General features: G+C 22.9%; 26 protein-coding genes. 2 read left to right on the plus strand and 24 right to left on the minus strand.

Annotated features, from left to right (window positions below):
• Positions 1-395: 395 nt before the first annotated feature.
• The gene (locus AACK94_RS07005) at positions 396-1,556 is read right to left on the minus strand and encodes an Mbov_0401 family ICE element transposase-like protein (protein ID WP_338975594.1); all 1,161 of its coding nucleotides are present in this window, start codon (positions 1,554-1,556) and stop codon (positions 396-398) included.
• Between the two features lie 72 nt (positions 1,557-1,628).
• Between AACK94_RS07005 and AACK94_RS07010 the strand changes: the two genes are divergently transcribed.
• Both AACK94_RS07010 and AACK94_RS07015 read left to right on the plus strand, forming a co-directional pair.
• Entirely contained in the window at positions 1,629-3,335 is a 1,707-nt protein-coding gene (locus tag AACK94_RS07010; RefSeq protein ID WP_338975593.1) for a hypothetical protein, read from the plus strand.
• Positions 3,336-3,579: 244 nt separating this feature from the next.
• Positions 3,580-3,822: a hypothetical protein gene (locus AACK94_RS07015; protein ID WP_281749131.1), complete on the plus strand. Its 243-nt coding sequence runs from the start codon at positions 3,580-3,582 to the stop codon at positions 3,820-3,822.
• Between the two features lie 3 nt (positions 3,823-3,825).
• Here AACK94_RS07015 and AACK94_RS07020 read toward each other — a convergent pair whose 3' ends face one another.
• From AACK94_RS07020 to AACK94_RS07130, 23 genes are all read right to left on the minus strand, one after another.
• Positions 3,826-5,841, minus strand: a complete 2,016-nt coding sequence (locus AACK94_RS07020; RefSeq protein ID WP_338975552.1) for a hypothetical protein — start codon at positions 5,839-5,841, stop codon at positions 3,826-3,828.
• On the minus strand, positions 5,792-7,033 hold the full coding sequence (locus tag AACK94_RS07025) for a hypothetical protein (protein ID WP_338975553.1): 1,242 nt from the start codon (positions 7,031-7,033) through the stop codon (positions 5,792-5,794). The genes AACK94_RS07020 and AACK94_RS07025 overlap by 50 nt, the downstream gene beginning before the upstream one ends.
• Before the next feature lie 145 nt (positions 7,034-7,178).
• Entirely contained in the window at positions 7,179-9,257 is a 2,079-nt protein-coding gene (locus tag AACK94_RS07030; RefSeq protein ID WP_338975590.1) for a hypothetical protein, read from the minus strand.
• Positions 9,258-9,322: 65 nt separating this feature from the next.
• The gene (locus AACK94_RS07035; protein ID WP_338975651.1) at positions 9,323-10,456 is read right to left on the minus strand and encodes a hypothetical protein; all 1,134 of its coding nucleotides are present in this window, start codon (positions 10,454-10,456) and stop codon (positions 9,323-9,325) included.
• Positions 10,457-10,488: 32 nt separating this feature from the next.
• Positions 10,489-10,962 carry a hypothetical protein gene (locus tag AACK94_RS07040; RefSeq protein ID WP_338975652.1) on the minus strand — a complete coding sequence of 158 codons (474 nt, stop codon included), beginning with the start codon at positions 10,960-10,962 and terminating at the stop codon, positions 10,489-10,491.
• A 14-nt stretch (positions 10,963-10,976) separates the two neighbouring features.
• Positions 10,977-12,161 (minus strand): hypothetical protein, encoded by a 1,185-nt coding sequence (locus AACK94_RS07045; RefSeq protein ID WP_338975556.1) that lies wholly within the window; start codon positions 12,159-12,161, stop codon positions 10,977-10,979.
• 17 nt (positions 12,162-12,178) lie between these two features.
• Positions 12,179-12,556 carry a hypothetical protein gene (locus AACK94_RS07050; protein WP_338975557.1) on the minus strand — a complete coding sequence of 126 codons (378 nt, stop codon included), beginning with the start codon at positions 12,554-12,556 and terminating at the stop codon, positions 12,179-12,181.
• Between the two features lie 13 nt (positions 12,557-12,569).
• Complete coding sequence (locus tag AACK94_RS07055) at positions 12,570-12,749, minus strand: hypothetical protein (protein ID WP_338975558.1); 180 nt, start codon at positions 12,747-12,749, stop codon at positions 12,570-12,572.
• A gap of 34 nt (positions 12,750-12,783) precedes the next feature.
• On the minus strand, positions 12,784-12,942 hold the full coding sequence (locus tag AACK94_RS07060) for a hypothetical protein (RefSeq protein ID WP_174480523.1): 159 nt from the start codon (positions 12,940-12,942) through the stop codon (positions 12,784-12,786).
• Positions 12,943-12,958: 16 nt separating this feature from the next.
• A complete protein-coding gene (locus tag AACK94_RS07065) occupies positions 12,959-13,720 on the minus strand; it encodes a hypothetical protein (RefSeq protein WP_338975559.1) in 762 nt (253 codons plus the stop codon).
• A complete protein-coding gene (locus tag AACK94_RS07070) occupies positions 13,689-13,964 on the minus strand; it encodes a hypothetical protein (protein WP_338975564.1) in 276 nt (91 codons plus the stop codon). The genes AACK94_RS07065 and AACK94_RS07070 overlap by 32 nt, the downstream gene beginning before the upstream one ends.
• Positions 13,957-14,268 (minus strand): hypothetical protein, encoded by a 312-nt coding sequence (locus AACK94_RS07075; RefSeq protein WP_338975561.1) that lies wholly within the window; start codon positions 14,266-14,268, stop codon positions 13,957-13,959. Before AACK94_RS07075 ends, AACK94_RS07070 begins: the two co-directional genes overlap by 8 nt.
• A gap of 137 nt (positions 14,269-14,405) precedes the next feature.
• Positions 14,406-14,564 (minus strand): hypothetical protein, encoded by a 159-nt coding sequence (locus tag AACK94_RS07080; protein WP_174480528.1) that lies wholly within the window; start codon positions 14,562-14,564, stop codon positions 14,406-14,408.
• 3 nt (positions 14,565-14,567) lie between these two features.
• Positions 14,568-14,861, minus strand: a complete 294-nt coding sequence (locus AACK94_RS07085; protein WP_338975222.1) for a hypothetical protein — start codon at positions 14,859-14,861, stop codon at positions 14,568-14,570.
• Positions 14,815-15,288, minus strand: a complete 474-nt coding sequence (locus AACK94_RS07090; protein ID WP_338975223.1) for a hypothetical protein — start codon at positions 15,286-15,288, stop codon at positions 14,815-14,817. The genes AACK94_RS07085 and AACK94_RS07090 overlap by 47 nt, the downstream gene beginning before the upstream one ends.
• 8 nt (positions 15,289-15,296) lie before the next feature.
• A complete protein-coding gene (locus AACK94_RS07095; protein WP_338975224.1) occupies positions 15,297-15,458 on the minus strand; it encodes a hypothetical protein in 162 nt (53 codons plus the stop codon).
• A 207-nt stretch (positions 15,459-15,665) separates the two neighbouring features.
• Positions 15,666-16,178, minus strand: a complete 513-nt coding sequence (locus AACK94_RS07100) for a hypothetical protein (protein ID WP_338975225.1) — start codon at positions 16,176-16,178, stop codon at positions 15,666-15,668.
• 618 nt (positions 16,179-16,796) lie between these two features.
• On the minus strand, positions 16,797-17,903 hold the full coding sequence (locus AACK94_RS07105) for a Mur ligase family protein (RefSeq protein WP_338975654.1): 1,107 nt from the start codon (positions 17,901-17,903) through the stop codon (positions 16,797-16,799).
• Between the two features lie 18 nt (positions 17,904-17,921).
• A complete protein-coding gene (locus AACK94_RS07110) occupies positions 17,922-18,869 on the minus strand; it encodes a hypothetical protein (RefSeq protein WP_338975655.1) in 948 nt (315 codons plus the stop codon).
• Between the two features lie 110 nt (positions 18,870-18,979).
• A complete protein-coding gene (locus AACK94_RS07115; protein WP_338975656.1) occupies positions 18,980-19,651 on the minus strand; it encodes a uracil-DNA glycosylase in 672 nt (223 codons plus the stop codon).
• Positions 19,652-19,663: 12 nt separating this feature from the next.
• Positions 19,664-20,137, minus strand: a complete 474-nt coding sequence (locus AACK94_RS07120) for a 23S rRNA (pseudouridine(1915)-N(3))-methyltransferase RlmH (protein WP_252320439.1) — start codon at positions 20,135-20,137, stop codon at positions 19,664-19,666.
• Positions 20,137-20,949, minus strand: coding sequence for a hypothetical protein (locus AACK94_RS07125; RefSeq protein WP_338975658.1), 813 nt, complete (start codon positions 20,947-20,949; stop codon positions 20,137-20,139). The genes AACK94_RS07120 and AACK94_RS07125 overlap by 1 nt, the downstream gene beginning before the upstream one ends.
• Positions 20,950-21,356: 407 nt before the next feature.
• Complete coding sequence (locus AACK94_RS07130; RefSeq protein ID WP_338975659.1) at positions 21,357-21,518, minus strand: ankyrin repeat domain-containing protein; 162 nt, start codon at positions 21,516-21,518, stop codon at positions 21,357-21,359.
• Positions 21,519-21,632: the final 114 nt, after the last annotated feature.

Raw genomic sequence — 21,632 nt, forward strand, 5'->3', positions numbered from 1 at the left:
CCTAACACGTGTTGATAATAGCGTTAAAGAGGGTTATTAAAAATTTTAAAATTTTACAATTACAAAAAAAGACAAGATTTTTATTCTCATCTTTTGTCATTTATTTTTAATTTAAGGATTTAAAAAAGAAAGGAGCTATTTTTAAAACTTTTTAGTTATCGACATCTTCGGTACGCTCCCTAATTGGGAGCGTACCGATGTTGTCAATAATATTCAAACTTGTCTTTAAATTATAAGATTAGACGAGAATCAATATGCAATTGTATGTTAATCTTAACACTTGTAAAATATTAGTCAACAATAATACTTACTTTTATAACTCAAAAATTCTTATTAAATTTTACTTTAATAAGTTTTATTTTATTTTTAGTTATCTTTAAATTGAAATGGTTAATTTATAATAATTGTATTGCTGTATTTATTTGATAACATTTAAAATTAACCATTTTGGTATACATATCAATGTTATAAGTTCTATCACCAATCATATGCTTTAAAATTTGTTTAATATTAGTTTCAGTAAAGCAACCAATATTTTCAACTAATGCTTGATTTAATACGCCATCTTTTGCATTAACAAAATAACCAACTTTTAATTTTTTATATTGTAAAGTCAATGATTGTAAAAAATCAATTAATTCATAATATTGACCTTTGGAAAATAAATTTATTGCATTTTGATAGTGTAATTTAGCAATTTTATTTTTTCTTCTTCCAGCCATTATGCCAAGAAATAAAACATGAAAAGCATGGAATTTATCTAAAATAAATTTAGCATTTAAAATTGTAGCAGTTTTTCTAATTCATTTTGCACTATCTCCACAAACTATTAAATTTGCTTGGTCAAAATTTTCAAAAAATAAATTACCATATTTTTCAATTAATTTGGCAGTTTTTTCAGCACCAATTTCTGTTTTTGATACTCTAATTTTACATACAGCTCTTTTATTAATTAATTTTCCATTCTTCTTTTTACCAGTACAAAATACTAATAATCTCATTGAACATTTTTTACAATTTTTAGTATTATGTTTTTCATTAAACTTAAATTTTCTATGTCCATCATCAATATTTACATATAAATTTTGATATGGTTGTAATGGTATTTTGAGGATATTGGCTTTTGGTAATTGAAACTTTTTATATGTTCTACAAACTGTACTATTACTTATTAAACCTTCAATAAAAGTATCACAAACATCATGATACTTTTTACCATCTGCAAAATATTTCAAAATTTGTTTAATAACATTAGGTGCAAGTTTACTATATTTTTTAACACCAAGATAATTATCTAACAATGAAAGAAATTCCATTTTTTGTGTTTTTGGGTTATAATATGTACAAATACGTCGTTTATAAGTTAATAAACCTTTTTTTGTTTTTAATTTTCTTTTTCTAAATCTATATGACTTATATACAGATTTATCACATGCATTTCATAAATAATCATCTATTTTTTTAAATAATTCTTCTGTCTGTTGTAAATTTAATTCATCTTGATTAAAATTGTGTTTGTCTCAATCAAAATGATTTACAAATGGTAATATAAACATTTTTAATGTTCCTTTCAAAATTTTATTTGTTAATAATTTAAGTTTAATTTTTTTTAAAAATAAGGAGTAAATATGGCTTTTATCACTAGTTATGTACAATTAAATAAAAAATATAATCTTAATTTTAGTGATAATAATTATGGTTTTAGTTGGGATATTTTTAAAGAATTTGTTGGTGATGAATGAGCAGAATATTTTACTACCAATTGTTTTTATCGTTTTGTACCAACAGCACGTGGAACAAGAAAAACTTGAAATTGTTTAGCATTTGATTTATTTATATGTTGTAATTTTAGTGATAGTAGTGTTCAAGAAGTAAGAAGATATGAAAATACTCATAGTGAAACTACAATTGGTGCTTTAATGAATGTTTGTCAAGTTTTATTAGATACATATAATATTAATTTATTACCTAATAATCCACATGGTATTAAATGAAAAATAACTAAGGATGGTGGATGTATTATTTTTCCTAATAATCAACAAATTGACTTTATTGGTTATGCTAATGGTAATAAGATTTTTGGAAAAGAAGCCGGTGGTTCAAGTTTTTTAGGTTCAAGAACAGATGAAATTATTATGGCAGAAGAAAAAGAAACACTAACAGAAAAGCAATTAACATATCGATATGAACGTTTACAAAACTCTATGTTTAGAAGTAATCGTATTAAAGTATCAAAAGAACCTATTAAAGAATGAAGTTGAACGTTTATTGATAAAAATATATATAGTCCTAATTTTGGAAAAAAAATTACTCGCTATTTTTATAAAAGTTTCTTTATTACTTTTACATGTAATCCTTATGATAAATATCATCCATTTTATTTAAAATACTGTACGCCATTTTTACCATTAAATGATAAAGTGATGGAAAATCTTAAAAAAAATGGCAAAATTTATTATGAAAATCAAGATATGTTTAGTGGTTTAGGTTTATTTGTTTTAAGATTTACTATTCAACCATTTTGAAATAAATTACCAGATATTCAAAAAAGAACATTATTAGAAATGAAAAAAAGTAATCCTGATGAATTTAATACTGTTTTTTATGGTTTTGAATTTTTAGATAGTGATGCAACAATTTTCCCATTTCAAAAAACTGTAAAGTGCTGACAACCATATGATTTAAAAGAATTTTATAATTCAAAAAAAGATATGTATAAATTTGATTTTTATTCAGTTGGTGTGGATTGAGCAACTGGTCATAAAGACCATACTGTATTTATAGTAGTGGGTTTTAAAGAATATAATAATACTGGTTATTATGATGCTTATATTATTTGTGAATTAGTAGTTACTCCAAATGATTTTATAAATGAAAATGAAAAAATTAATGCTTATGTTAATGAAATTTTAGGATTAATTGATAATTTTGAAAATTTTGAACAAGCAATTTATTTTTATGATGATAAAGCACGAACTGCCATTGATTGATTAAATCAAAAATTAATAGATGAACATAATACTATTTTAATCACACAAACTGCTATTAAACATGCTTCAAATTTAAATCAAGAAGCAGGATTAACTAATAGAGTAGTTTGAATGAGAAACATTATGAGTTATGGAAACTTTTATGCAAATAAAGATGATTTACCAAAGACTACTCAATGTTTAGAAGAATTACGTTATGACCAAACCAAAACTAACATTCCTGATAAAAATATGTATCAAGACCCGTATGATGGATTATTTTATGCATTGTATCCATATAAAAATGTAATTAGGGGTAAAAATAATGCTACTGTGAAAAAAAGCATCTTCACATTTGCCATATAATAAACAACTACAATATCATTAATAGTATAGGTATCACAAAATAAACGCCTTTTATTTAGGCGTTATTTTGCGTTTAAAAACGTACTTGTAAAAATAATCAAAAATAGTACAGTTTATAAGTAAAATCAAGGAAAAAAGGAGTAATTTAATATGAAAACATGAATAAAAGCAAATTTAAGTAAAATAACATTAGCATTAGCACTAACTGGTGCTACAACTGGAACAATAGGATTAATCATGGGAGGTGCTTACCCATAATCTTAGTGGACTTAAATATTATTTAAATTCATATAAAAAACCTATAATGGGTGTTCAGAAAATATGAATGTCTGACATTCATGGTATTTCAGTTTCTATAAAAAGTGAATTTAAAATATACTTTGCTGATAATCCTAAAAAAACAAAATTTTATAATGGTGGAGATACTATTGAAAGAATAGATATACCATGAGATGGCAATTATCCATATGGTTATTTTAATAAATAACATTTAAATTTCTAAATTAATATAAGAAATATTTTCATTATATTTGTCAAATAAATTAATATTAGTTAAGTTTATTTCTTGTTTGTCAGTTATTAAAATTAAATAATAATTACCAGCACCAAATATTCCACTAATTTCAATCCGATTTAAATTATTAATTGGATTTTTAATTTGCAATTCAAATTCATTTTTATTATCAATTTGTAATATCTCTTCATAAAATTCTAATTTAGAAAATAATTGAGATTTATTTGAACCATATAAATTTAAAGCATTCTCAATTTTATTGTTACTAATAATTACTCTTGTAAAGTATTTTCCATATTCGCCATTTCCTAATGTTCAATCTGCTGGAATTAATGACGGAATATTATTGCTTTCTAATTCATTTGTAATAGATAATCAATTAAATTGATTATCATCAAGTTTAAATAATTCATTTTGACTAATATCATTATTTTTTAATTTAATATTATTCATATCTGTAAAATCAAAATATTCAGATTTTAGTATTACTTTTACATCTTTATATTTTCAACTATTATCCTTATTAGAATGTATAGGATTTGATTTTAATTCAAAATAATAAGGTAATAAAATTTTATTATCATCATTTAGACCTTTATTTATTGATAATGTTGAATAAATATACTTTGATAACATAATAAATACTTGTTTAAATATTTTAACTTGTTGCAAATTTATGTAATTTGGATAATCAAGTTCTCATTTTCTAAATAAATTAGTAATAACTTCATCAGGTTTTTGACCTGAGAATTTATCACGTAATTTTGCTATTTCATTTTTATCATCATAATCTGCGCCATCAAAATTACGATTATAATTATAGGTATAACTTAGCATATCTAATAATAATTGTTGTAAGCTATCAATAGTTGGTGCATCTTTAATTTCAATTTCAATATCATTAAATTTATTATTAGTTGCAATATAACTATAAAATTGACTTTCACCTACAAAATCTCAAACTTCTTTATCCTTTAATTCTTTTTGACTTTTTAATGGTCATTTACCACCTAAAACATTACTAAACTCATATCCTAATCAAGCATGAGTTATTCTTGCATTATTAATAACTTCTCTTCTTGTTACAGAACCACTACTAATTTTAATTAAATCTAAAACTGATTTTTCTTGTCCGATAAATTGTTTTGCTAAATTTCAAGGTAATATTTGCTCACTAAATCATTGTTGTAAAATTCTAACTTTTGGTTGAGTTTCAATAGGCATTGATAACAGCGGAAATGCTATCTTATTTTTAACAAATAACTTTGGGTATACTTCCATATTGTCAACTTCACCAAGTACCTTTATATTGCCAAAAATCATGCTTCTAGGGGCTTTAATTTTTAAACCAGTAACTTTTGTATCTTTATCTAATGGTTTTTGTAATTTAATAATGATTGGATAACCATCTCTTGTTTTAAAATCTTTAATTTTAATAATAGTTATACTTTTAGTACTTCTAGTTTTTGGATTTTGATAAGGTTGTGAATAATTATTAATTATATATAAATTATCAATATTATTTTCAGTTAAAGGTTCATTTATACTAACTGCACATAACTTAAATTGATTTAATAAATTTATTTCTTGAAATATTAAATTTTTAATATCAGTCATACTATATTCAATTGTATTATCATTAATATTAGTACTTGCTCTTTGATTTAATTGCATAGTAAAATCAGATGTTTCAACAGCAGTAGTTTTTAATACTTTATCAATATCAATAAAACCTATTTTAATAGTATTTGCTGAAAATTTTAAACTATTATTTTCATTATTTTTAAATAAACGTTCAATTTCATAAATATATATCGTTCTTTTTTTAAATTCATCATATGCTCTATTAATATCTGGGTCACTAGTAGCACGCATCATATTAGTAAAGTCATAAGGAATGTTATCAATTAAATAATCATTTTCTACTTCTGCTTGATTAAGTTTAGTTTGTTTCTGTGGAAATTTCGTTTGTGGTTTGTTGTTGTTTTCCATTGTTCTCTCCTATTAATTGGTTATTTTCGGGATTAAATAATTTTAATTTAACTGTTAAATTATTAATTTCTTGATCATCATTAATATTAAATGTTTTACTATTTAATAAATCTTTATCTACACTTACTAATATTTGAATAAATTTAAGAATATCAATATTAAATTGTCATAATTTTTGTTCAATATAATTAATAGTTGAAATATTTACTGCTGTACTTTCGGGAACTGATTGTTGTGCTGATTTCTTTTGACTTGGTATATGAATACCACAACGTTTAAATATTTCATTAACATTTCAATCATATATATCAGTTAAATTTTTACCTTTAAAATTACTATTTGTCATATTGATATTTTCGTTTTGTTCATTATTATCTCCACCGCTTTTAAATATGTAATTTTTAGTAACTAATGTTCTTACTGCGTCTTCTATTAAAGATTGAACATTGCCATAAGTTTGACTAAATATAAATTTAGGTGAGTTTAAAATAGTATCTAAAACAATTTGTTCATAAATAACATCTAATGCTTTAATTTTATCCATTACTTTATTACAATCTGCTAGCTCATTTGCTTTATTTCTCATAATTGCTATTGGTATATAGTTAATATTTAGTGTTTGTTCTTGTGCTAAATTAGGGTTATTAATGAATGATTTAAAATCTAATGGAAATTGTTTTTTATTATCACTAATACTATAAATTGCACGATTAATAGTTATTTGTTCATTATTTAATGTATAAACTTCAAATAATCTTACCATTTGTGCATTTTGTTCATAACTATCATAAAAAATAGTACATTCAATTAATTTACCAGTAATATCATAAACTCTTTGTTGTATATCTACTACTTGAAAATATAAGTCATCATTAGCAATATAAATTAAATAAGCACTAATTCCTAATTTACTTAATTTAAAAATTGAATTTCAATTTTTTCTGTAAAATTCTTGTTGAATTAAATATTGTTTAATAGTTTCATTATTAATATCTAATGGAGCATTATATAAATTAGCATTATTTTCTGCTACAAAATCAGTGAAATAAGTTTCATGGTTAAAATCATTAAAACCAAAATAATTTAAAATTGAAGCATGAGTACTTTTATTTTTATTAGTTAAAAATTTTACTTTTTCATTTTGATTATCACTAATATTACTTTTTTCTTTTCTTTTAAATAGACTTAACATAATATTCACCACCTTTTTTTAAAATATTTGATTAATTTTTAATACAATTTTTATAATAATAAATATAATTAAACCTGCTGTTGCTGATGATAAAATTACTCCTATTAAACCTAAAATAATTTTTATAATTTTAAAAAACATAATATTATTCCTGTAATTCTTCTAATTTTTTAAAAATATAATCTCTACCCATACCCCGCATTATTCTATTATTATAAATATTAATTTCAGTATCCGCATTAACATTATTATTTGATATTCATAAACTACTTTTTAAAACATTTGTATCTAATTGATAATAAAAATTAATTATTTGTCAACTATAATTTTTATTATTTTCTTTACTAGTATAATCACCAAAACTATAATATATTCTATAATGTGTTTTATCTTTAAATATATATTCTATATGTGTAATATTATTTTTATCTACTACGACTTTACCTACTTCTTTTCAATTTGAACCACTTGGACTGGGTTGTGGTTGTTTTTCTAATATTTCATTAATTGCTTGTAATAATTTTTTATTTTGAGTTTTTAATAATTTATATTCATTATTTTCTAATAAATCTTTACAAAGTAATGAATTTTCTTCATCATTTAATGCAATTTCATTTGTTTCAGTATTATATTTAAAATAATCATTTGAAAATTTTTTATCTTTTATTTTTTCTTTTAATTCATTAATAGCACCGGCAATAGTTTTATCAGTAGTTTCTAAATTAGGAATTTCTGCACTAATAGCATTTATTTGAAATGCAATAGGAAATTGTGATTTTACATCTTCTAATTTTTTATCTACTTCTTCTTTTTTATAATAATCAGATAAATTAGGAATTTTATTATTGATTTCATTAATTGCAGGAACTATTTGTTTAGAAACTTTTTGTAAAGCATCATCATTGATATTTTGCTTTTTATCTAATAAATTATTAGTTTCTAGTTTTGTGTAATAATCATGTTCAGTACTTTCTTCTGTTATAAATTCAGTTGGTGTATCTATTCCTTGATATTGATATATTTCTTGTATATCACCAATTAAATTAATTTTTCCACGTTCAGGATAGGAATTACCTCCACCACTAAATTTTTTATTTCTATTGTCATAGTAAATAGTTCCAATATTTAAAATATTTTCATTTTGTATTTGTTCTTTATAAGTCATGGAATCAACATTTAACAATTCAAATTCATGAAAAATATTATTTAAATAAATTTTAATTATTTTATAAAATTTCATAAAGTTATTTTCTGTTGAATAGTGATAACTGATTTTAATAAAATATCATTTCAACATTTCTATATTATTATTTTCAACTTTTTTTCATAAAGGACTAGTTTCAATATTAAATCAATTATTTTTGATATCATCAATGTTTTCATTTGTTTTAGTTAATTCACTATTTAATTTGGTAATTTCATTTTCATTAGTAGTAATTCGTTTTTGTTGTTTAGCAGAAAAATCACAAGTTGGTGCATGAGTAAAATCACCAATTTGCGGATTATTTTGTAATGCTTCTGGTGGTAATGTTCCAATTTCATCTGGTCAATCTAAAATCATTGTTTCAGTTTCTTTATCATAACCAGTTGCAACATAACCTTTATTAACAAATTTACTAATAGGACCTCTATATATTTCATTTTCATTATCATCAACTAAATCATCATATAATTTAATTTGTTTTAATAATGTAAATTCTTTTTGTTCTTTAATTAATTCATCAACTTGATTTCTAGTATAAAATGCTTTTAAGTCAATTTTTTCAACATCTATTTCATCATTATTATAACTTGAAAATATTTGTTTTAATTCTGTTAATCTTGCTCATATTTTCATTCTACTAGGTGCTAAATCTCAAACATTAATTGTAGGAGTACTATTTGCACTAAATTGATTACCATTATTAAATTGAATAGTAGCATCAACATTAAATTCAATTGGTGTACGATTAAATACTCAATGTTCAACCATAACATAAACCATATCTCTTAATGTTTCTTTAATTAATTCATCTTTAAAACTATCAAAAGGAAATTTAGATAAAATAAAATCAAGATAAGCATTAATATCATTTTGCGCGCGAATAGCAAAAGTTATAAATCAATCATTAATATTTGATCATGTTTGTATATATTGTTGTGGAGTTTCTGTAATTTTTCCAGTTAATGGATATCAGTTATTATAATTTTCAAGACTGACATCAGTTCAAAGTTTATTAATCATAATTTATCATTCCTTAAAAAATGCTTGTTTATAATGATGAGTATGTTTTTTTGTTTTTTTATGTGTTATATGTTCAATTTCTTTTTGTATTTTATTTTTTTCTTACTTTTTGTTACAACTTGACTATATGCAAACTTTTCTAAATGATGTAATAATCCAGTACCAAATAAAGTATTAACACTAAATTTTAAACCAACATTTTTAAATGATTTGTTAATATTTTCAATAGGATTATTAATAACATTTACTACTTTATGATAAGTTCTAATAGTTCTAAATATTTCTCTATATACTTTAAAACTATCTCTAATTACTTGTTGCACCACTGGTGGAGCAAATGCTATTGCTTTTAATCATTTATTTTGATTAACTCCATAACCAATGTATCAACCACTATATCAACGATATCAATGGAATGGATGTATTTGAGTAACAAAAGTTTTTGCTTTAAGAATACTATCAACAACTGTAATTGGGTTATATTTAGGATTGCGATGATAAATAGTAATTGCACATTTATCTAATGACAAAGGTTGAATTTTACAACCCATAAATACTGGTGAATTTAATGGAATTAATTGTGCGTGTTTAATTGCTCTTTTTTCTGCACTAGTAAATAAATCAGTTGCTTTGTCTTTTAATTTCTGAATTTTTTCAAATACTTGTTTTTCTAACTTTTCAAATTTTTCTTGTAATTTATATATACTTTCTCGTATTTTTTCAAAATATGGTGTATCTTTTCAAAATTTATTTAAACCTTTTTTTAAATAAAATCTAATATCAAAATATTTAAAAGTTTGATTTGCTTTTAAAACAAGTTGATGAATAACATTATTTTTAAAATTAAATTTAATAGCATTAGCACGAATTTTTTGTAAATCTAAAATTAAAGTTTTTCCATATCTATTTTCTGTATGTATTGTATGAACTAAATTTAATCAATCATGTTGATTCATTTTTAATACTTCTTTTAAATCAGTATTAAATTTTTTTAAAAAGTTATTTGCTTTTTCAATATCTTTAATTTTAAATTTAGGAGTTAATTGTGGACTTAATTTTATTAATGTATTTTGTAATAATAAGTGTTCCATTAATTTTTCTGTTTCTAGTTTTTGAAAATTATTCTTATATTGTCTTTCAGCAACATATCCTAAATCTCGTAATACTGTTTCACGATTAGGAGTAAAACTATACTTCATTAAATAACGTTTATTACCAATAATTTTATCTGTTAAATTTCTTTTCCACTTACTTGACTAATAATTTCTTGTAAGTTTTTTGCTTCTTTAATACCAACTTGTTCTAATGTTTTAGTTTTTTGTGCTAACTTAATAAATTTAGTTGTACGATAACCACGACTAATTTTATTAAGTCCAGCAAATGCTGGTAATATATTAAAAAAAGTATTTAATGGTGTTACATTTCCTTTTAAATAATCATAAACTTGATTAATAGTAAAATCAGTTAAAAATTCTACACCAACAGCACTAATACTAGCAATTAAATCACTTGCACCTAATCCAAGTGCTAAATCTTCACTTAAACCACCAGTAAAAGGAGCAAGTGCTACTGCTATAACTTGTACACCAATCATTTCTAAAATTTCTCATCATAAACTTTTATGTTCTTGTTGTTGACTAATTCTGGTATGTTTGGGTTTATTTATTTTTAAGAGTGTGGCTGTATTTGCTGTACCAATAGGCATAATTAATGTCCTTATTATTTAAGAGTTATTTTTATAGGATTTGTTGAACCTTGATAATTTGCATCATTAATATCTGCAGTAATAATTACATATAAATCTCCTGCTTTTTGATTTTGATTACTTACATCAGTTTTGCCTTGTGCATCACTAAAATATTTAATATTTGCATGTACTAAATCTAATGCTGGATTCAAACCAGTAATTTCTCTTGCATTTTTTATTGCTGTATCTAGTAATTGATTTTTTCTATTCGTATTAGCAGTAATATCAGTTGTTAAAATTGTAAGTTTACTACTTAAATCTGTTTTAGTAATAATTCCACATAGCATTCAACGTGATGTTGTTTCTTTTTTTGACATATAAGGAATTGATTGACCTAGTACTTCACCACCAACTTTATATGCTCTACCAAGTTTGCCATCAGCAATTTCTTGAACATAAACAATTGTTTGTTGTAACATATATCTTTTCATTGCTCTTGGTGTTGCTAAAATAAAAGGTATAATTTGTTTTTTATTTTCACTATCAGTAAATGTCATATAATCATCCATTACAATTTGACATAATACACCTTTTATATATAAATCATTACCATTTAATCTTAGTTGTTGAGCAATTTGGTTATCTGTAATTAAACCTTTATTATTAGCCAAATAAACAATAGTATCATAAAGATTATTTGTAATAAAGAAACGACAATTTGCACTATTTCTTAATTGAAATAAAGTATTTCAAGCAGATAACATTGCCTGTATATGCCCTGTTGGTGATGTGTCACTAATTATTACTTTAGTTCCGTTATCGCTAATTACTTGTATATCATCAGTTGCTAATTTATCTGCTAAATCATTAGCGACTTCATATTGCATACTTTCTAATAAATTTTGTCCATTTTCAGCATTTAAGTCAACTGCTGCAATAGTTTCACCAGCAACATATAATTTTTCAATTATTTTTGGAATAGTATCAGTTTGTGCATAAGTTACATCTATTCTTTGACTTTTATCATTTCATGCAATAACTTTAATTGATGGGTCTTTCGGAACTTTAATAATAAATTCTATTTTAGTAGAATTAACTATTTCAATAGGAAAAAAGTTTGCTCATGGACTATTTGATTGTTTGAAAAATTCAATAAATTCTGGTGCTTCAACTAGTTTTTCTGTATTATTTAAGTTTGTTTGAATATTAATTGCCATTTTTATTTTCCTTTCTGTTATAAATTATTTTTCTTTTTATAATCCAATAAACTACTTTTTATTGAATTCGATTGATTTGTTAATATTGTTTCTTGTTTACCACCTGTATTAATTGGTTCTTTAAATACTGGTTGTTCTTTAATCATTTTTTTAATAGTGTCTTCTACTTTTGAATTTTCTATATTACTTGTTTTAAATTTTAAAAAATCATAAAATTCTTTTTTAACTTGATATTTTTTAAATATATTAAGCATTTCTTTTTCTTTAATTTCTTCATTAAGTTTATTTAACTTATTTTCTAATTCAACAATCTTAGTTTCTTGTTCTTTTTGCAAATCATTATTTTCAGTTAAAGGTTCAGTTGTTTCTTGAACATTAGTTTCATTTTCTAACATTTACATTACACCTTTATTTATTAATTTTTTCATTTAATTTTGCTAATTTTTTTTTATGTTTTATTACTTTATTATTTGCTCGAACATGTTTTGGAGTTGTAATAAATCGTTTAAATCAAACAATTAATTCTCTGCAAATTAATGTTCCTACACTTGTTCCAATAATGATTAATTCATGCAATAATTCTTTCATTTCAATATTTTCCTTTCAATTATTTATTTTTTAATTATTCGTCAAATTGACCACCATTAATTCTTTCAACCATTGACTGATAATTACTTATAATAGTTACTAATAAAGAAATTTCTTTATTTAATTGTTCCATCCTTTCTTTATGTATTTTTATTTCGTGATTATAATATTCAATTAATTTTTCTTTATTCATAAATTACTCACCTCCTTTATAAACTGTCATAATATGTAGTTGGTCTATATACTGGTGATATTCTATCTACAACATCATTAATTAATCTTGCATTTTCACTAGTAAATGTTGTTTCTTGCATTTCTTCAACATGATTAGTTGTTTCCATTGGTAGTAAATTATGGATAATTTCAGATGCACCAGCAATAATAGTCGGAACTGCATAAGCATTCATAAAATCATTATTAATACCCATAGCAACACCACTACTAATCAAACAACCACCAGTTGCCATATTTGCTATTTTACGTATAGTTTCAAATTTACTTGGTATTAATTCTGTAATTCCAGCAACCAAATTTGCAATACCATATGAATTTAAAGATATATAAGTATCTCAATCCATTAAAGATTGGTCATTAACATTATTATTAGTTACTGATAATGTTAATGCTGGTCATGGCGGAGTTTCTGTAGTGGTTGTAGTTGGGGTGATAGGATTTATTGTTTCAGTAAATTTACTATAATTTGCTAAACCAATTGTTCCTAATCCTAATGCTATTTTTTTACTTGAATTTAATAGTTTACTTTTTAAATTTGGCATTTGATTTAAATTTCATATATCAATTCCTAATTTTTTAGAAAATAATAAAGCATTTATACTACCTAATATTGGATTACCAATAAGTTGACCATAGTATGCAGAAGTTCCTATCATACCAAATAATGGACTTGCTCCAGTTCTTATTAATTTTAATAAATTGTAATTACTTGATTGTACAGTTATGTCATTTGGCATTTTCTTCTACTTCTTCTACTTTCTGTTTAATAAAAACTTCTATTCAACCTTGATAATTAAAGTTATCTCCAACTAAAATTGCAGTATTAGCATGTGGTTGAGAAACAATTAAATATTTAGCAATAACATTGGGATATTTTCATAAAATCAATGCTTTTATATCATTACTATCTGTTAAATCTTTGGGATTTGGTGAAAATATTTCTATTTTATCTTCACCAAATAAATCTTTTAATTTAATCATTATCAAATTCTCCATTTTCAATTCTTTCTTTTAAAGAAAAGACATATTCTGTATAAGTTCTATGTGGATTTTTATCATTTATAATTTCATCGATATCTAAAATTAATTTTTCTTTATATTCATTAATATATTTTTGGGCAATTTTTCTTCTTATATTTTCAACTTTTATCATATGTTTATCACAAAAATATCTTACTTGAACATTATCTTTATCTAATTTTGTTGGTAAATTATTACAATTTGTTATATGTTTACCAAGTTCATTAACTTCACTAAAACAACATGGTATATTTTCTTTATTCATTATCAATGTTTCCTAAATTTCTTCAACTTCTTCTATTTCATTTATTAACTGATTCTAATCAACAACTATTACAGGTATTGGATAAAAAGTTTTCTTTTACTTTATTGTACATAGAACATTTATCTTCATATTTCATATTATTTCTCCTTATTTTCAATTTGATTAGCAATTTCACTTAATATTTTTAATACTTTATATTCATTTTTTAATTCTTTACTAATAAATATTAAAAATATTATTAGTGTTATGCTTGTTATTAATATTGGTACTATTAATAAAATTTTTCATAATATCATTTTTTACTCTTTTCATTTTTTAAATCATTTAACATTTATTGAACAAAATGCACGATTTTTAGGAATATTTAAAGTGTTAAAAATTTGACCAGTTACAATAATTTCATCGTTTTTGTTTAATAAAATACAGCGTCTATAAAATTTTGGGTTGTTAAAAATTAAAGTAACATAGTTTAATCCATTTCATTGACCTCGAACACTATAATATAATTCTTTATTACCTTTTTCGTAATATTTTGTTTCAATAGTGTTACTCAGTTTTACTGTTAATTTGACATAATTGGCTTTCTCTTTCATTTTTATAATTCCTTAAATAATATTTAATATGCTTATATGCATCTTGTTCATGTTTTGTTAATTTTATATTTCCTTTATAATTTTCTATTTTGTTTTTATTTTTTGGTTCACTTTCTAAATAATCTCAATTCATAACATCTTCTGCTAATACTATTAAAGCACCAATAATTTTAGGAGTTGCTAATGGATTTGTTAATAATTGTTTTGAATTTAAAAAGAAATTTTCTACAATAACTAATATTTTTTTATTATCAAAATGTTTTTTAATTAATAAAAAGTATTCTTTAAATAGATTTTTGCTTTTTAAAACTGTTTTAGTTTTAAATGTTTCATTAAAAACAATATTATTAGTTTCATTTGAGTATATAATAATTCCATTACTACCAATACCAGCAGGGTCAATTCCAATAATTAAGTCATATTGCATTAATCAAATTAACCTCTAACAATTGTTTTAATAATTTCTAAATCACAATTACTTCAGCAATATTTACATTCTTCGATAAACTCTTTATGTCCACAAACTAAATTATTTTTTTGTAAACTATCAATTTGTTTGATTAATCCTACTTTATATTCAATAATCTTTTTTTCCATTATGTAAATCATCCTTTTCAATTATTTTTGCTGTTTGTTTAAGGTATTTAGGTATTTTGTTATAACAACTGTCACATATTAAATAAGGTATTGGTCAATTTTTATATTTAATAGTTTTAGTAGAATTATTAATACATTCTTTTCAAACTTTATCCATACAAACTCTTAATTCACATTTTTTATTTTTATTATTCATAGTTTTTTTCTTTATAAATAAAATATCTTTTCATTATGAGTTAAAATATGTTTATAAGAAGTGACTATATAATTAATTGACAAATCATTATGGTTATATGGATTATTTAGTTTAAAACCTTTTCTGTTTTCTTCTCATGTAACATTATATTTAAAACAAGGATTAGTAATCTTTGTTTTACTATCAGTTATTTCACCAATAAATCAACTATTATGCTGTTCATAAAATGTTAATGGTTCAAGTTTTATATCATTAAGATAATATTCTTTGGGTGTTTCTGGTTTATTAACAGTTATTTTCTGTTCAGAAATATATGGTTCTAATAATTTTGTTAATTCATCACCATTTAATTCTCTTTTAATATTTTCAGAATTAAAAACCCAATATGTGTAATTATTATCAACAATAAAAGAATTATTTTTAATCATTCATTTTGGAAGTGATAATTTATATTCAACATAATCAATAAGAATAGATTGTGGTTTATCTTTAACAATTTGTTCTTTTTTAAATTCTATTTGCATAATAATCCTTTCCTAATATGTCCTGTTGCTTCTAGCATAAAGGACATATATTTTGATTTTTAAATTATTAATAATACTATTATTAGTTTTATTCATTCCAGAAATTCTGGGCTCAAAAATAAATTGTGAAATTTTAAAAAACATTGAGCGGTGCCGGTTCAATTTTTTTTACAAGTTTGAAATTTATTTTCTCGCCCAAAAATTTTTCAAAAAAAATAAAAAATAAAACCAACACTTGCTCACTGGTGAGTGGCAAGGTTGGTTAAATAAAGAATAGAATTAATATAGTAGGTTCCCTAAGCAGGTCTATATATACTAGTTTCCAATCCGCTCCCACCCCAAGAATTACCATTAAATGGTTAGTATATTTTATTAGGTATCACTCCACTTTTTATTTATCCATGCAAGTCCACATGCTAGCTACTATTTTTAACAACTGTGTTGTAGTTCACTTTTTTAGTTCCCTAACACGTGTTGATAATAGCGTTAAAGAGGGTTATTAAAAATTTTAAAATTTTACAATTACAAAAAAAGACAAGATTTTTATTCTCATCTTTTGTCATTTATTTTTAATTTAAGGATTTAAAAAAGAAAGGAGCTATTTTTAAAACTTTTTAGTTATCGACATCTTCGGTACGCTCCCAAATAATTATAAACATCTGCTAAAAAATAACAAGAACCCGTAATTAAAATTATTTTATGAGGGCTACATTTAATCATTTTTTGATAATCAAAAAATTCACCAGTAATACTATTTAAATTACTATTACTACAAATAATAATATTATCTGATACTTTTTTTAAACAACTAATTAATTTTTGTGGATATTTATTTTTTAAACAAGAAAATATAATTTGTTGAGGAATAATTTTATTAATTTTTAGCGTTTTAATTAATGCTTTAATACCATCAATATTATGAGCAGCATCAAAATAAATAGTTTTATCATTAATTTGATATTTCTCAAATCGTAATCTAATATTATTATTATTAATGATTTTTAAAGCTTGTTTAATATTAATTTCTAAAAATGTTTTTGAAATTACTGTTAAAACTAATTCTTTATTTTCTTGATAGTATGGTTGATTGATTAATCTTGGAGAATATATAGGTTTATAACCTTCCATATCGATTTGCTTTTTTAATTTATTATTTAAATTACCTGAAATAAAAATATTTTTTGTCGTTGATTTTACTATTCCCAATTTTTGATGTAATATTTCAGATGTAGTTTTACCAAGTCTATCTTGATGATCTTTACCAATTGAAGTGATAATAGCATATGTTGCATCAATGATATTTGTAGGATCAATTTTTCCACCAATCCCAACTTCAATTATTGCACATTGCACATTTTGTTCTTGAAAATAAATTAATGCAATTAAAGTTAAAATACCAAAAAAACCTAATTGATAATATTCAATATCATCAAAAATCAAGTCTCTAATACGAACTAAATCTTGATTACTAATCATTCTATCATTAACAATAATTCGTTCATTAACAAACTCAATATGGGGAGAAGTAAACAAACCAATTTTTTGTTTTAAGGTTTGTGATAATATAGCAAAAATTAAACGCGATACTGAACCTTTACCGTTTGTTCCAGTTACATGAATATACTTAATATTATTGTTTAAATACTTTGGAGTAATAATTTTTAATTTTTTTAAACAATCTTTATTTGAATATTTAGATATTTTTTTAAAAAATTCTTCATTCATATTTTTAAAATCCTTTATTTAATAATTATTATTATCAATATTAATTAAAGGATTAACAGTTCTTCAAGTCACATAAATTATAATTGAATTAATTATAATTTTAAGAGGCGCTTGCACAATTCTCATAATTGCTGTTACTCCATAATCCTTGGCATTAGGATCAAATAAAGTCATATCAGCATAGGAGGCTATAAGCACTGTTGTTACATACTCGGCTACTACCGCTAATAAAATAATTGGTAAAATTTCTTTAATTCTATAAATTTCTTTTTTCAATAAATAATAAAATAAAACACTATAAATACTTAATAGGCCAATAATGCCACCACCACCCATAATACTAGCCAGAACATATTTATTAACAATAATTCCTGACATAGAATATGATGATTGCTTACCTGAAATAACAATATACATGCCACCACCAGCAAAGAAAATAATAAAAAAATTAATTAAAGCAAAAATAACTCATGGATAATCTTTTAGTTTTACTTTAAATATTCCAGCAATTCCTGCCAAAAAACCAGTGAAAATAATACAAAACATATAATAAATGCTAATATATGAAGGAACAAATAACATTACTAAAATATCCGTTACTGCAGAACAAATAATACCTATAATTGGACCAAACATATAACCGGTTATTTTAATCATTAAACCCTCAAAAGCAATTCTAATTGGTGGTAATACTGTAATGGGTATCGTAATAGAAACAATAATAGTTGCCACAACTGATACCGAAGATAACATTGTTATATAAGCAATATTTTTAGTAGTAAAACGAACACCTTTATATTTATCTTTACGAAATCATTTTCAAAAACTATTCATTAAAATATATGCTAACATTATGCTACTTAAAGTAATAATTAAATAAATAGCTGTAGATCTACTAAATAAATTTAAGGTATTTAAATCATATCGTTGAGAAAATATGTGATTAAATATTAAATTATTGGGCATTTAAATAACCACCATTCCCGAAATATTCTTTAAAACTATATTAATTTTAACAAATATATCATAACATTGTTTGCTTAAATACATATAATAAAATTAGTATTTTTTTATTTTTATCACTTAATGGGAGTTTTATTTTTTGAAATCAATCAATTATTAGTTTTGCTAAATGGTCTTGAATTAAAAAAACCATTATAAGCACTTAAAGGTGAAGGATGTGCACTCTCAATAATAAAATGTTTTTCTGTGTCAATTAACATTTTTTTATTTCTTGCATTTTTACCTCATAAAATAAAAACAAGATTAGTACAGTTTAAATTTAAAAATGATAAAACATGATCAGTAAAAGTTACTCATTGATATTGTAAATGACTATTAGGTTGACTTTGTCTGACAGTTAAAGTTGTATTTAAAAGCAAAACTCCCTGTTTAGCTCAAGTTGTTAAATTACCATCATTATCTTTTTCAATATTTAAATCATTTTTTAGTTCTTGAAAAATGTTTTTTAAACTTGGTGGTAATGGAGTATTTGTTTTAACACTAAATGCTAAACCATGAGCTTGATTTGGCTGATGATAAGGATCTTGACCTAATATTATTACTTTAACCTTTGATAAAGGAGTTATTTTAAAAGCTTGAAATATTTCTTCTCATTGAGGATAACAAAGATAAGTCTGATATTCTTTTTTAATATCTTCTAATAATTTAGTAAAATATGTTTCTTTATATTCTTGTTGAAAAAATTCTAATCATGAGGAATCAACAAATAAAGTTTTATTATACATTTCTTTCACCTACTACTTATGATAACTTTGATTATTAAGTATTTGTAATGAACGATATATTTGCTCTAATAAAACAACATAACATAATTGATGAGGTAATGTTATTTTACCAAAGGAAATTTTAATTAAATTAATATTGTCTTTTAATATTTGTGCGACACCATTACTACCACCAATAATAAAACCAATTTTACCTTGTTGATAAATTTGATTTTTATTAATCATCTGTGATAATTGTTCGCTACTTATTAATTGTCCTGATAAATCTAATAAAAATCATTGATAATCATTATTCTTTGATATGTATTCAGTGATTTTATTAGTTTCAATTTTAATATTATTAGGAATTGAATTTAATTTAGACTCGATAATATTTTTTGTTTCAATATTAGTTCGTTTTTTAATTCGTTCTAAATAATCTTTGGCAGCTGATTTTCAATATGTTTGTGACAACTGACCAATACAAACAATTTTAATATTTATCATTATGATTCTGAAAAAGTCATGTTATTTATTCTTTCATGAACCACTTTATCTGGGTTACGAAAATCAACATCACCCAAAGCTTTATCAATAGTATTTGGATTAATAACAACTATTTCTTTTTTATTTTTATCAACTCATAAACTAAAACTTACATCAATTTGAATATTAAAATCAATTTTAAAAGTTTTATTCATTTTTGAATCTTTCATTATAAAGAATAAGTGAATTCAACCTTTTTTAATAATGGTTTTATTTTTATCATCTTTAAAGTCAGTAATTTTTGGTGAAACAATACTAGTTTTAGCAACTTTTGAAGGATTTTCTGCTTCTGTTGCTGTTTCATATGTAACATATCAATAACCATAATATTGCTGTTTAGATATATCATTATCAGTTAAACCAAAAACTAAAAGACTTCCATTTGCATCTTTACAACTAAATGGTTCATTCATTACTTTATTTGGATCATTATTAACATTATAATTAATACTCTCATAATTACCTGATTTATATTGATCACTATTATAAAAATCCCTAGCAGCATCTGTAACTTCTAATGCATTACGATCAATTCTAATTTTGTCTGCTGCTAGTTGCATAAATGCAGTAAGTGGTTTATATAAAAGTTTAGTATCATATTGATAGTATTTATTATAAACATAATCAACTAACGGATCACCATCTTTGTTTGATGGCTCGTTTTTAAAATTTGTTTCAATCTTTGAACCATCTCCAGTACCACAAGCCACAATAGTACTCACAGAAGAAGAAAGTAAACTAAGTGTTGAAAATAAAGTGATTAATTTATGCATTTGATTGTTATTCTCCTTAAACTAAATAATAATTAAATATTCACTAAGAATTGTAACTTATTTTTTTATAAAAAGCAAAAGGAAATTCATATAGGTAAAAATACATTTTTTAAAATTAAAATATTAATGTTTATTTTAATATTTTAATAAAATTATTATTATCATAAAAGGAATTAAATTTTTATCGTTGATAATTGCTTTTGCAAATCTATTTCATCTTTAAAAGATCAGATTTATTAATTTTTTGTTGAAATTTCATTGCTTCTTCATATGTTGGTAATTTGTCTTTATTTTATTCTAAAATTTCTTCATTTAAAATATCGTTAGTATTTTTCATTAAAAAAAATTAAAAACTTCCAAATGATTATTTCAAACGACTAACATTAAAGCATTATATCCATATTCATTTACTTGATAAAGATTTCATTATTATCTATTAAATACTTGACTATCTCTAAATCATTATTTTTGATAGTTAACATCAAAATAGTGAAATCATCTTTAATTACATAATTTATACTAACACCATTCCTAACTAATAATTTAACTTTTTCTAAGTTATTATTCATAATGACTTGTATCATTTTTTCATTTTTCTTATTAAGAAATACTCTTTTTTCCTAATGTACTTTTTTTCTCTTTCTATAAATTAAACTTGATACAATAATAAATTTAATCTTATT

This window comes from Spiroplasma endosymbiont of Monopis laevigella (genome assembly GCF_964019975.1).
Lineage (GTDB): Bacteria > Bacillota_I > Bacilli_A > Mycoplasmatales > VBWQ01 > Spiroplasma_E > Spiroplasma_E ixodetis_A.